This window comes from Methylobacterium jeotgali (assembly GCF_022179345.1).
Taxonomy (GTDB): Bacteria; Pseudomonadota; Alphaproteobacteria; order Rhizobiales; family Beijerinckiaceae; genus Methylobacterium; species Methylobacterium jeotgali.
The window spans coordinates 23,119-35,824 of the sequence record NZ_BPQR01000024.1 but is presented as its reverse complement, the minus strand read 5'-3'; the positions used below and the strand labels follow the sequence as shown (position 1 = coordinate 35,824).

8 protein-coding genes are annotated in these 12,706 nt (G+C 70.1%); 4 read left to right on the top strand and 4 right to left on the bottom strand.

Features of this window, described 5'->3' with window-relative positions:
• Positions 1-831 (bottom strand): cbb3-type cytochrome c oxidase subunit I (locus MFF04_RS07615; protein WP_238274823.1); only part of this gene is annotated, 831 nt, incomplete at its 3' end.
• Between the two features lie 82 nt (positions 832-913).
• The gene (gene coxB / locus MFF04_RS07610) at positions 914-1,750 is read right to left on the bottom strand and encodes a cytochrome c oxidase subunit II (RefSeq protein WP_238274822.1); all 837 of its coding nucleotides are present in this window, start codon (positions 1,748-1,750) and stop codon (positions 914-916) included.
• 294 nt (positions 1,751-2,044) lie between these two features.
• Here coxB and fdhD point away from each other — a divergent pair, with 294 nt between their 5' ends.
• Positions 2,045-2,926, top strand: coding sequence for a formate dehydrogenase accessory sulfurtransferase FdhD (gene fdhD / locus MFF04_RS07605; protein ID WP_238274821.1), 882 nt, complete (start codon positions 2,045-2,047; stop codon positions 2,924-2,926).
• Positions 2,927-2,930: 4 nt separating this feature from the next.
• On the opposite strand, the gene MFF04_RS07600 is transcribed toward fdhD, so the two are convergent.
• Entirely contained in the window at positions 2,931-3,839 is a 909-nt protein-coding gene (locus MFF04_RS07600) for a hypothetical protein (protein WP_238274820.1), read from the bottom strand.
• A gap of 640 nt (positions 3,840-4,479) precedes the next feature.
• On the opposite strand from MFF04_RS07600, the gene gltB reads away from it, so the two are divergent.
• From gltB to MFF04_RS07585, 3 genes are read left to right on the top strand one after another with little or no spacing between them, the layout of a single operon-like run.
• Complete coding sequence (gene gltB / locus MFF04_RS07595) at positions 4,480-9,189, top strand: glutamate synthase large subunit (protein ID WP_238274819.1); 4,710 nt, start codon at positions 4,480-4,482, stop codon at positions 9,187-9,189.
• Between the two features lie 2 nt (positions 9,190-9,191).
• Entirely contained in the window at positions 9,192-9,806 is a 615-nt protein-coding gene (locus tag MFF04_RS07590; RefSeq protein ID WP_238274818.1) for a glutathione S-transferase family protein, read from the top strand.
• A 46-nt stretch (positions 9,807-9,852) separates the two neighbouring features.
• Positions 9,853-11,286, top strand: coding sequence for a glutamate synthase subunit beta (locus tag MFF04_RS07585; RefSeq protein WP_238274817.1), 1,434 nt, complete (start codon positions 9,853-9,855; stop codon positions 11,284-11,286).
• Between the two features lie 28 nt (positions 11,287-11,314).
• On the opposite strand, the gene MFF04_RS07580 is transcribed toward MFF04_RS07585, so the two are convergent.
• Positions 11,315-12,700, bottom strand: a complete 1,386-nt coding sequence (locus tag MFF04_RS07580) for an SGNH/GDSL hydrolase family protein (RefSeq protein ID WP_373319985.1) — start codon at positions 12,698-12,700, stop codon at positions 11,315-11,317.
• Positions 12,701-12,706 lie beyond the last annotated feature (6 nt).

The window sequence follows — 12,706 nt, the reverse complement described above, 5'->3', positions numbered from 1 at the left end:
GATGCCGAAGGCCGGCAGGATCATGATGTACACTTCGGGGTGACCGAAGAACCAGAACAGGTGCTGGTAGAGGATCGGGTCGCCGCCGCCGGCCGGGTCGAAGAAGGTCGTCCCGAAGTTGCGGTCCGTGAGCAGCATGGTGATCGCGCCGGCGAGCACCGGCAGCGACAGCAGCAGCAGGAAGGCGGTGACGAGCTCGGCCCAGGCGAAGAGCGGCATCTTGTGCAGCGTCATGCCGGGGGCGCGCATGTTGAGGATCGTGGTGATGAAGTTGATCGCGCCGAGGATCGAGCCGGCACCCGAGAGGTGCAGCGCGAAGATGGCGAAGTCGACCGCCGGGCCGGGGTGGCCGGTGCTCGAGGAGAGCGGCGGGTAGACCGTCCAGCCGGTGCCCGCACCCGAGGCGCCGGGAGCGCCTTCCACGAACAGCGAGCAGAGCAGGCAGAGGAAGCCCGACACCGTCAGCCAGAACGAGATGTTGTTCATGCGTGGGAACGCCATGTCCGGCGCGCCGATCATCAGGGGCACGAACCAGTTGCCGAAGCCGCCGATGAGCGCCGGCATCACCATGAAGAACACCATGATGAGGCCGTGGCCGGTCACGAAGACGTTGTAGGTCGCCGGATTGGCGAAGTACTGCAGGCCGGGCGTCTCCATCTCCATGCGGATCGCGAAGGAGAGGAAGGCGCCGATCATGCCCGCGCAGAAGGCGAACAGCAGGTAGAGCGTGCCGATGTCCTTGTGGTTCGTCGAGAGGAACCAGCGGGCGAAGAAGGACGGCTTGTGGTCGTGATGGGCGTCGTGCCCGGCATGTGCTGCGGCGGTGGCCATGGATGGTACCCTACGGCTTGTCGGCGTGTCGGTGTCGTGATGGCCGGGGCGCCGCCTGCGAGGCGATGGCCCGGCCGCGCGCTCAGCGGGCGTCGGCGAACTTCGAGCCGCCTTCGATGCGGGCGTACTTCGTCTTCGCTTCCGTCAGCCACTGGGCGTAGGCCTGGTCGCTGACCACGCGGACGGTGATCGGCATGTAGGCGTGACGCTGGCCGCAGAGCTCGGAGCACTGACCGTAGTAGGTGCCCTCGCGGTCGGCCTTGAACCAGAACTGGTTGAGGCGGCCGGGAAGCGCGTCGATCTTGAAGCCGAAGGACGGCACGGCCCAGGAATGGATCACGTCGGTCGCCGTGACCTGCACCTTCACGACCTTGTTCACCGGTACGACCATGTCGTTGTCCGTGGCGAGCAGCTTCGGCTGCTTGTCCTCGTCGATGTTGGCGTCGAAGGTGAAGCCGCCGCCCTGGTCGGTCGGGTACTCGTAGGTCCAGTACCAGGCGTGGCCGATGACCTTCACGATCACGTCGGCCTTGGGGTCCGAGAGCTGCACGCGCAGGAGCCGGAAGGAGGGGATCGCCACGGCGACGAGGATCAGGACCGGAACGATCGTCCAGGCGACCTCGATGGCGGTGTTGTGGGTGGTGCGCGAGGGGGTCGGGTTCCGCTTCTCGCTGAAGCGGTAGATGCACCACACGATCAGCCCGAGCACGAAGAGCGAGATCAGGAGCGAGAGCCAGTGCAGGCCATGCTCGAAGGTATGAATCTCGCGGGCGTTCTCGGTGACGGCGACCTGGCGGTCCATCTGCCACGGAACGGGCTGGCCGATGCCGGCGGCGAAGGCGGCCGAGGAGGAGGCTACGAGGGCGGTGAACGCCCCGAGTGCTCGCCATGAGCGGTTGATCGTCAGCGCCGTCCGCATCTCGCTTATCGAGGCTCCCTTGTCCGCGTCCCGCGCTAACCCCGATGACGGAGGGCGCGATGTGTAAGCTTATGACCCTGGACAACGCTCGCGCGGCACACGGGCATCGTCCTCCCGCGACCTCAGAACACAAGGCCGCGGTCCGCGCAACCGCAACGGCGTCGCACGGACGCGCTTTCTTCGAGTCTTTCCAGCTCGCGGATCGCCCGCCGTAGCCGTGCGCCTCCTGCGCATCGGCCGAAAGGACTATATGCTGCGACAAGAGAGCCGTCGGCGACGGCACCGCGAGTCCCGATGCCCGACAACACGCCCGAGACGGCCGCTTTCCCCGATCCGCGCACGGTTCCGACCTCCGTGCGCGTGCCGACCCGGGTCGTGCCCTACGATGCCGCTCCGGCGCATGAGGATGCGCGGGCGCTCGCCGTCGAGATGCCGGTCAACCTCGTCTACGGCGGCGTTCCCTACGCGGTGATGATGACGACGCCGGCCGATCTCGAGGACTTCGCCTACGGCTTCAGCCTGACGGAGGGGATCGTCGAGGCGGCGGAGGAGATCCGCGCGGCGCGGGTCGAGGCGGCGGAGGAGGGGCTGCGGCTCGTCGTCGATCTCGCGCCCGGGCGGCTGCGCGAGCACCTCGCGCGCAAGCGTGCCTTGAGCGGCCGCACGGGCTGCGGCGTCTGCGGCATCGAGGACCTGGCGGCGCTGCCCCTCGCCGTGGCGCGGCCGGGCGGGGACGTGTCGGTGGAGATGGCGGCGATCGCCCGCGCCCTCGCGGCGCTGTTCGGCGCGCAGAGCCTCAACCGCGAGACGCGGGCGGTCCATGCCGCGGCCTGGGCCGACCTCGACGGGCGGCTCGTGGCGCTGCGCGAGGATGTCGGCCGCCACAACGCCCTCGACAAGCTGATCGGCGCGCTGATGCGGGCGGGCACGGACCCGCGCGGCGGCTTTCTCGTCATCACCAGCCGCTGCTCGTTCGAGATGGTCGAGAAGGCCGTCCGCTTCGGCGCGGCGGTCGTCGTGGCGATCTCGGCGCCGACCTCGCTCGCCCTGCAGCGGGCGCGAACCCACGGGCTGACGCTCTGCGCCATCGCCCGCGACGACAATCTCACGGTCTTCCACGGCGGGGAGCGGCTGATGCCCGCCGTCCGGTCCGGCGCCGAGGCGGCCCCCGCCTGAGGCGCTACTCGGCGCGGGGCATCTGCGCGTCGCTCTTCGCGTCGCCGGGCACCATCGTGGCGCCGCCGATGACGCGCACGTTGCGCTTCTCGGTCGGAGGCTCCTTCCAGGAAGAGTCCGCCGCCTTCTCCTGCGGAGGCGGCTGGACCGAGGCCGGCGTCGGCGCCGCCGGAGCCGGCGCGGCGGAGGGCTCGGGCCGAGCGGCGACCTTGGCGGGCTCGTCCGCGGCGGGCTTCGCCTCGACGGGCGCCGGCTTCGTCTCGGCGGCGGAGGGCTCCGGGGCCTTGGCGACGGGGGGCTCGGGCGCGATCCGGGGCTTCGCGGCGGTCGCGGGAGCAACTGCCTTCGCCTTGCGCGCCGGCTCGGGGCGTCGCTGCGCGTCGGGGTTCAGGCCGAGAGTGTTGGGGTCGACGGCGTCGGGACGGGCCGGCAGCTCCGCGCGGCGAACCGGAGTCTCGGAGCGGATGACGGGCCGGCGCGGCTCGGCCTGGACACCGGGGTAGGGGATGTTGGCGGGCGGCACGAGCCGTCCCTGCGCCATGTCGTCCTCGGTCCAGCCGTAGCCCGGCGCCGCCGGGCGGGCGACGCGCACCGGCGGCGGCGCGTAGACCGGCTCGCCGAGGCGCTGGCGGCCGAGGATGATGCCGTCGCGCGCGTCCACGAACAGCCGCACCCGGCCGCCGTCGGGCGCGAAGGCCTCGACCACGTAGGCACGCCCGTCGAATCGCGGGCGGGAGAGGCCGCTATAGCCGCGCTCGCCGAGACGCCACGCCACGGCCCGCGGCGGCAGCAGCACGTCGTCGTAGACGTACTGGGCCTGCGCCGGCACCGTCGCGGCGCCGGCGGCGGACAGGACCAGCCCGGCGAGCAGGGCGCGGGCGGTTCGGCCGGTCATGCGATTGCTGGAGTCCATCGTGATTCCTCGCCCGCGTCATGCAGGGCTTCATCGCGGGGCGTCGAGCGCCAAGGCGGTCGTGCCGGACCGCGCGGCTCGATGGGCACCGTGCCGAAGGCCCGCGTTCCCGCGGATCCTTCGGCGGTCCCGGCGAAGACGTTGCCCCGCATGCCGCTTGTGCTCGGCGAGAGGCGATTCACCATTCGATTGAGGCGACAATGCGGGACCGGCACGGCACCCGCCGGACGAAGCGTTTCCGGGCTTGTCTCCAAACCGGCCGAGAGAGTAGCGGATGCAGGCCCACGGAAAACACGCGCGCGTGCCGCGCAGACCCTTGCTGGAACGTTTGAAATCTGTCAGGTTCCAGCGTTAGGACAGCAGTGCTGTCTCATTCCGGCGCCGTTCCCGCGCCCTGGGGTTGCCCGCGATGATCGTCGCGACGTCGAAACGAGATCCGAAGCCGGTCGCCACGCAGGCGATCCGGGCCGGCGCTGCCTGAACGACAGGCAGAGGTCGAGCCCGCGGGATGCGGGCGCGCCTTGACCGGGCCGTCGCCCGAAACCCGAGACACGAACACCGCGGCCCGGCATCGGTTGATGACCGGGCACGAAACATGCTCGCATGCGGCCCGGCCCGAGGCTCGGGCCGAACGACAGGGATGAAGCGCGTGACCGACGAGATCGCGAAGACCGCCCCGGCTCTGCCCGCCTCCCGCGAGGGTCGCGCCCCGCTGACCGTCCGCGACCCGGCGTTCCCGAAGGCGCAGGGCAGCTACGATCCGGCCCACGAGCGGGACGCCTGCGGCGTCGGCTTCATCGCCGACATGCACGACCGGCGCACCCACGCCATCGTCCAGCAGGGCCTGAAGATCCTCGAGAACCTCGACCATCGCGGAGCGGTCGGCGCCGACCCGACCATGGGCGACGGCTGCGGCATCCTCACCCAGATCCCCCACGCCTTCTTCGCGGAGGAGTGCTCGCGCCTCGGCTTCGAGCTGCCGGCCTCCGGCGAGTACGCCATCGGCCAGTTCTTCCTGCCGGCGCCGGAGGATGCCCGCCGCATCGTCGTCGAGATCGTCGAGCGCTCGCTGGCGGAGGAGGGGCTGCCGCTGCTCGGCTGGCGCGACGTGCCGGTCGATTCGCAGAACCTCGGTCCTGCCGTGCGCAAGACCGAGCCGCATCACGCCCAGGTCTTCGTCGGCCGCCCGGCGAGCGTCTCGGACCAGGACGCGTTCGAGCGGCGGGTCTACGTCGCCCGCAAGCTCATCTCGAGCCGCGTCTACGCCCACGACGACAAGCGCCTGATGGAGTTCTACCCGGTCTCGGTGTCGAGCCGGACCGTGGTCTACAAGGGCATGGTGCTGGTCCACCAGCTCGGCCGCTACTTCCTCGATCTCCAGGACGCGCGCTTCGTCTCGGCGCTGGCCCTGGTGCACCAGCGCTTCGCGACCAACACCTTCCCCACCTGGCGCCTCGCGCATCCCTACCGGATGGTCGCGCATAACGGCGAGATCAACACGCTGCGCGGCAACGTGAACTGGATGGCCGCCCGCCAGGCGAGCGTCGATTCGGAGCTGTTCGGCAACGACATCTCGAAGCTCTGGCCGATCTCCTACGAAGGCCAGTCCGACACCGCCTGCTTCGACAACGCCCTCGAGTTCCTCGTGCAGGGCGGCTACCCGCTCGCCCACGCGATGATGATGCTCATCCCCGAGGCCTGGGCCGGCAACCCGCTGATGAGCGAGGAGCGGCGCGCCTTCTACGAGTACCACGCCGCGCTGATGGAGCCGTGGGACGGCCCCGCCGCGGTCTGCTTCACCGACGGCCGCCAGATCGGCGCGACGCTCGACCGCAACGGCCTGCGCCCGGCCCGCTACATCGTCACCGACGACGGCCTCGTGGTGCTCGCCTCCGAGATGGGCGTGCTGCCGATCGAGGATGCGCGGATCGTCGAGTCCTGGCGGCTCCAGCCCGGCCGGATGCTGCTCATCGACCTTCAGAAGGGCCGCATCGTCTCCGACGAGGAGATCAAGGGCGAGCTCGCCGCCGCGCACCCCTACGCGGAGTGGGTCCGCAACACCCAGATCGTGCTGGAGGACCTGAAGCCCGTCACCGCCCGCGAGACCCGCTCGGACGTGAGCCTGCTCGATCGCCAGCAAGCCTTCGGCTACAGCCAGGAGGACCTCAAGCTCCTCATGCAGCCCATGGCCGTGACCGGCCAGGAGGCGGTGGGCTCCATGGGCTCCGACACGCCGCTCTCGGCGCTCTCGGACAAGCCGAAGTCCCTCTACACCTACTTCAAGCAGAACTTCGCGCAGGTCACGAACCCGCCGATCGACCCGATCCGCGAGGAGGCCGTGATGAGCCTCGTCTCGTTCATCGGGCCGCGGCCAAACCTGCTCGACATGGAGGGGGCTTCCCGCAAGAAGCGCCTGGAGGTCCGCCAGCCGATTCTGACCAACGGCGACCTCGAGAAGATCCGCTCGATCGGTCATTTCGAGGACCGCTTCGACACCAAGACCCTCGACATGACCTACCCCGCCGAGACCGGCGCGGCGGCCATGGAGGGCGCCCTCGACCGCCTCTGCGACCGGGCTGAGGTCGCGGTGCGCGGCGGCTACAACATCATCATCCTGTCCGACCGGGCGGTCGGGCCGGACCGCATCCCGATTCCGGCGCTCCTCGCGACGGCGGCGGTCCACAACTACCTGATCCGCAAGGGGCTTCGCACCTCGGTCGGCCTCGTGGTCGAGTCGGGCGAGCCCCGCGAGGTCCATCACTTCGCGTGCTTGGCCGGCTACGGCGCCGAGGCCGTGAACCCGTACCTCGCCTTCGAGACCCTGCTCGCCATGAAGGACGAGCTGCCGCCGGACCTCGTCGACGACGAGATCGTCTCCCGCTACATCAAGTCGATCGACAAGGGGCTGCTGAAGGTGATGTCCAAGATGGGCATCTCCACCTACCAGTCCTATTGCGGCGCGCAGATCTTCGACGCGGTGGGCCTGAACTCGGCCTTCGTCGCCCGCGACTTCTTCGGCACGGCCACGACCGTCGAGGGCGTCGGCATGGCCGAGGTCGCCGAGGAGACCGTGCGGCGCCATCGCGACGCCTTCGGCGACGCGCCGATCTATCGGAACGCGCTCGATGTCGGCGGCGAGTACGCCTACCGGCTGCGCGGCGAGACCCACACCTGGACGCCCGATAGCGTCGCGACCCTCCAGCACGCCGTGCGCCTCGGCCTGCCGGAGCGCTACCGCGAGTACGCGCGGCTCGTGAACGAGCAGGAGAGCCACCTCAAGACCCTGCGCGGGCTCTTCCGCATCCGCACCGCCGAGGAGATCGGCCGCGCGCCGGTCGACATCGATGCCGTCGAGCCGGCCGCCGAGATCGTGCGCCGCTTCGCCACCGGGGCGATGTCCTACGGCTCGATCTCGAAGGAGGCGCACGAGACGCTCGCCATCGCCGTGAACTCCTTCGGCGGCCGCTCGAACTCGGGCGAGGGCGGCGAGGAGGTCGAGCGCTTCAAGCCGCTGCCTGACGGGCGCTCCCGCCGCTCGGCGATCAAGCAGGTCGCCTCGGGCCGCTTCGGCGTGACCACCGAGTACTTGGTCAACGCCGACATGATGCAGATCAAGGTGGCACAGGGAGCGAAGCCGGGTGAAGGAGGTCAGCTGCCCGGTCACAAGGTCGACGCCAAGATCGCCAAGGTCCGCTACTCGACGCCGGGTGTCGGCCTGATCTCGCCGCCGCCCCACCACGACATCTATTCGATCGAGGATCTGGCGCAGCTCATCTTCGACCTGAAGAACGTCAACCCGGCGGCCGACGTCTCGGTGAAGCTCGTCTCGGAGGTCGGCGTCGGCACCGTCGCGGCGGGCGTCGCCAAGGCGCGGGCCGACCACATCACCATCTCGGGCTTCGACGGCGGCACGGGTGCGGCCCCGCTCACCTCGATCAAGCACGCGGGCGGCCCCTGGGAGACCGGGCTCGCCGAGACGCAGCAGACGCTCGTCATCAACGGCCTGCGCGGGCGCGTCGCCCTCCAGGCCGACGGCGGCTTGCGCACCGGTCGCGACGTGGTGGTGGCCGCGCTGCTCGGCGCCGACCAGTTCGGCTTCTCGACCGCGCCGCTCATCGCCGCCGGCTGCATCATGATGCGCAAGTGCCACCTCAACACCTGTCCCGTGGGCGTCGCGACCCAGGATCCGGTGCTGAGGAAGCGCTTCAAGGGCACGCCCGAGCACGTGGTGAACTACTTCTTCTACGTCGCGGAAGAGGTGCGCGAGCTGATGGCCGCGATGGGCTTCACCAAGTTCGAGGACATCGTCGGCCACTCGGACCTGCTCGACAAGGTCGAGGCCATCCAGCACTGGAAGGCGCGGGGGCTTGACTTCTCGAAGCTGTTCCACCGTCCCGAGGTCGGCCCCGAGGTGGCGATCCGCCATGTCGAGCGCCAGCACCATCCGATCGACGAGGTGCTTGACCGGCGGCTCATCGCCGGCGCGCAGTCGGCCATCGACACCGGCGAGCCCGTCACCGTCACCGACACGATCCGCAACTCGGACCGCGCGGCCGGGGCCATGCTGTCGGGCGCCGTCGCCAAGGCCCACGGCCACGAGGGCCTGCCGGACGACACCATCACCGTGAAGCTCACCGGCACCACCGGCCAGAGCTTCGGGGCCTGGCTCGCCGCCGGCATCACCCTGGAGGTCGTCGGCCACGCCAACGACTACGTCGGCAAGGGCCTGTCGGGCGGCAAGCTCATCATCCGCCCGAGCGAGGCCCTCAAGGCCGACCCGGACCGGACGATCATGGCCGGCAACACGGTGCTCTACGGGGCGATCGCAGGCGAGTGCTACATCCGGGGCGCTGCCGGCGAGCGCTTCGCCGTGCGCAACTCCGGCGCCATCACCGTGGTCGAGGGCATGGGCGACCATGGCTGCGAGTACATGACCGGCGGCGTCGTGGTCTCGATCGGCGAGACCGGACGCAACTTCGCGGCGGGCATGTCCGGCGGCATCGCCTACGTGCTCGACGAGGACGGCTCGTTCTCGTCGCGCTGTAACCTCTCCATGGTCGATCTCGAGCCCGTCGAGGAGGAGGACGACCTCATGCGCCGCTTCCACCAGGACGGCGACCTCGAGACCAAGGGCCGGGTCGACATCCTCGCGGACATGTCGGGCCACGACGAGGAGCGCCTGTCGCAGATCCTCACCAACCATCTCAAGTACACAGGCTCCCCGAAGGCGAAGGCCATCCTCGACGACTGGGCCGGCTACCGGACCAAGTTCGTCAAGGTGATGCCGGTCGAGTACCGCCGGGCGCTGCGCGAGATGGAACAGGCCCGCATGCCGGTGGCGGCGGAGTAGGAATGAAGATCTACGGCGACCTCGCGTCGGGAAACTGCCTAAAGATCAAGATCGTCGCCGATGCTCTTGGTCTTGCCTATTCATGGGAGCAGGTCGACGCACTCAGCGGCGCGACGCGGACGCCGGCCTATCTCGCGCTGTTCCCGATGGGTCAGATTCCTGGAGTGATATTCGACGATCACCGACGACTGAGCCAATCGAATGCCATCATCCGCTACCTCGCCCGCGGCAGCTCACTGTTGCCCGAAGAGGACGCATTCGACGCGGCCGTCGTCGATCAATGGCTGTTCTGGGAGCAGTACAGTCACGAACCGGCGATCGCGGTCTGCAGGGCGGAGATGAAGTTTCGTGGCGTGCCGCGCGAGGCGCGGGATCCGACCCGAGTTGCACGCGGCGAGGCGGCGCTGGACCTGATGGATCAGCATCTCACTCGGGCGCCCTGGTTCGCCGGTTCCGGCGCGACGATCGCCGACGTCGCCCTTTTCGCTTACACGCAGTGGGCGGACGAAGGTGGATTCGACCTGACGCGAAGGCCGGCTATCCTGAACTGGCTCGACCGCTGCAGGACTGCATTCGGGCTCGCTCCCAACGCCACCGTTGCCGTTGCCGGTCACTGACCGGATCACGGCAGTCGAGATTTCCTACCGATACCGAGTACCTCCGATGGGCAAGATCACGGGCTTCCTCGAGTTCGACCGGCAGGAGCAGAAGTATCAGCTCGCCGCGGACCGCGTGCGGCACTTCCGCGAGTTCACCCTGCCGCTCGACGAGCACGACCTGAAGAAGCAGGCGGCCCGCTGCATGGATTGCGGCATTCCGTTCTGCCACGGCCCGACCGGCTGCCCCGTGCACAATCAGATCCCGGACTGGAACGAACTCGTCTACCAGTCCGACTGGGAGGAGGCGGCGCGCAATCTCCACTCTACCAACAACTTTCCCGAGTTCACCGGCCGCATCTGCCCCGCGCCCTGCGAGGAGGCCTGCACGCTGAACCTCGAGAACCAGCCGGTGGCGATCAAGACCATCGAGCAGGCCATCGCCGACCGCGCCTGGAACATGGGCTGGATCAAGCCCGAGCCGTCCGAGGTCCGCACCGGCAAGCGGGTGGCGGTCGTCGGCTCCGGCCCGGCCGGGCTCGCCGCCGCCCAGCAGCTCGCCCGCGTCGGCCACGACGTGCACGTCTTCGAGCGCGAGCCGAAGGCGGGCGGCCTTCTCCGCTACGGCATCCCCGACTTCAAGATGGAGAAGCGCCACATCGACCGGCGCGTGAAGCAGATGGAGGCCGAGGGCGTCGTCTTCCACTACAACCAGAACATCGGCGTCACGAAGCAGGTCGAAGAGCTGACCGCTGAGTTCGACGCCGTGCTCTTCGCCGGCGGCGCGGAGGACCCGCGCAACCCGCAGCTCCCGGGGCAGGACGATCTCCAGGGCGTTCACTACGCGATGCCCTACCTCGTGCAGTCGAACCGCCGCGTCGGCGCCGAGCCGATGCGCGGCAACGGCGAGGAGCCGATCCTGGCCAGCGGCAAGAACGTCGTGGTGATCGGCGGCGGCGACACCGCTTCGGACTGCGTCGGCACGGCCTTCCGCCAGGGCGCGCTCTCGGTCACGCAGCTCGACATCCGCCCGCGCCCTCCGGAGCGCGAGGACAAGCTCTCGGTCTGGCCGTACTGGCCGACCAAGATGCGGACCTCCTCCAGCCAGGCGGAGGGCGCCGAGCGCGAGTTCCAGGCCGCGACGCTGCGGCTCGAAGGCAAGAAGGGCCGCGTCACCGGCGTCGTCTGCGCCCGCGTCGACGCCAAGCGCCAGCCGATCGAGGGTAGCGAGTTCGTGCTGCCGGCCGACCTCGTCTTCATGGCGATCGGCTTCGCCGGCTCCGTGCGCAAGGGCATGCTGGAGCAGTCCGGCGTCGCCATGGACAAGCGCAGCAACGTCGTCGCCAACGACGACGACTACCGGACCTCGAACGAGAAGATCTACGTCGCCGGCGACATGCGCCGCGGCCAGTCCCTCGTGGTCTGGGCGATCCGGGAAGGCCGCCAGGCGGCCCGCTCCATCGACATCGCGCTCACCGGCGCGAGCGTTCTGCCGCGCTGAGCCGGCCTGATCGGATGGTCGCCTGCTCTCAGCCCGGCGGCCAGCGGAAGTCGTCCGCCCGGCCCGGCTGCGAGAGGGGGGCGGCGCCCCGCTGAAGCGTGCGCTCCACGGCGCCGGACGGGTCCTCCCCGCCGGGGCGTCCGCTCATCAGCGCGCCGCCCGGCGAGACCTCCGGCCTGCCGAGGGGCACGACGGGCCCCGCCACCGGCTTGACCGGCAGGGTCGGGATGCCGGGCGGCTCGGGCAGGCTCGGGAGCATTGCCGTGATCTGCCGGTCGATGGCCGCGGTGTCGTCGGCCTTCGCGCCGCCGTCGAGGCCCGGACCGCCGGGCGTCGCGGCGATGGAGGCGGCCGGCTGGTCGACCGCGCCGGGCGCGGCGTTGCCCATCAGACGCTTGAGCTCCACGTCGGCGAAATGCGCGAGCTTGCGCGCGCCGGAATGGGTGAAATGCACGCCGTCCGATGTGCGCAGCTTCGCCGTCTGCCCCTCGACGTCCGGTCCCGAGACGACATAACGGCCGCGATCGTCCACGAAGCCCGGCCAGATGTCGGCATATGTGGCGCCGGCCTTCGTCACGCGCTCGCGCACGAGGTCGTTGATGGAGGCGAGCGCCGTCGTCAGGCTGTCGCCGCGCACCGGCGGCGTGCCGACCCAGATCAGCGGAATCTTGCGATCGGTGAAGACCTTCACCAGCGCGTCGACCCGCGCCTGGTAGATCTCCCGCCAGCGTGGGCTCAGGGCTTCCTGCATCTGGTCGCCGTCGCGGATCGGCTGGCGGTCATTCACGCCGAGCATCACCAGGGCGTAGTTCACCTTCGGGTTGGCCTTGAGGTAGTCCTCCGCCGCCTTCGCCCAGTCGACCACGTCCTGGCGGACGAGACCGCTGTCGCCCCGCGAGCGGTTGACGACGAGCACGTCGGCATTGTCCTCGAACGCGTCGTCGAGGCCGCGGCTGAGATGCTCGGCGAGAGAGTCGCCGAACACCGCGATCTGCGTGGTCGGCTCCACCTTCTGCGGCGGCTTCTGCTGGGCGGCCGTGTCCGGCACTCTGTCGGGGCGGGTCCTCGGGCGCTGCGCGCTCGCGGGCGGCTTCTGGCGGGGCGGGCGGGACGGCCGGTAGGCGGGCTCCTGGCGCGGCTCCACCGCCTGCGGCCGGTCCTCCCAGGGCCAGTAGAACTGGCGCGGCGCCTCCTGCTGGGGCGGGTAGCGGCGGGCGGAGGCGCCGTCGTCGCGATAGTACCCGTCGCGGGCGCGGCGGCGCGGCGGCGCGTAGTATTCCTGCTGGGGCCGGTCGTAGCTGTCGCCCCACTGCGCGGCGGCGGGCGCGGGCAGGCCAAGCAGGGCCGCGCCTGCCCCGAGCATGATTGCGAGAAGGGATCCGCCGAAGCCGGTGCCCGTCAGTCCGCGCGCCATGCCCCG

Coding starts and splice junctions, on each gene's coding strand:
- coxB (WP_238274822.1), bottom strand. CDS start 1,750: ATGCGGACGGCGCTGACGATCAACCGCTCATGGCGAGCACTCGGGGCG.
- fdhD (WP_238274821.1), top strand. CDS start 2,045: ATGCCCGACAACACGCCCGAGACGGCCGCTTTCCCCGATCCGCGCACG.
- MFF04_RS07600 (WP_238274820.1), bottom strand. CDS start 3,839: ATGGACTCCAGCAATCGCATGACCGGCCGAACCGCCCGCGCCCTGCTC.
- gltB (WP_238274819.1), top strand. CDS start 4,480: ATGAAGCGCGTGACCGACGAGATCGCGAAGACCGCCCCGGCTCTGCCC.
- MFF04_RS07590 (WP_238274818.1), top strand. CDS start 9,192: ATGAAGATCTACGGCGACCTCGCGTCGGGAAACTGCCTAAAGATCAAG.
- MFF04_RS07585 (WP_238274817.1), top strand. CDS start 9,853: ATGGGCAAGATCACGGGCTTCCTCGAGTTCGACCGGCAGGAGCAGAAG.
- MFF04_RS07580 (WP_373319985.1), bottom strand. CDS start 12,700: ATGGCGCGCGGACTGACGGGCACCGGCTTCGGCGGATCCCTTCTCGCA.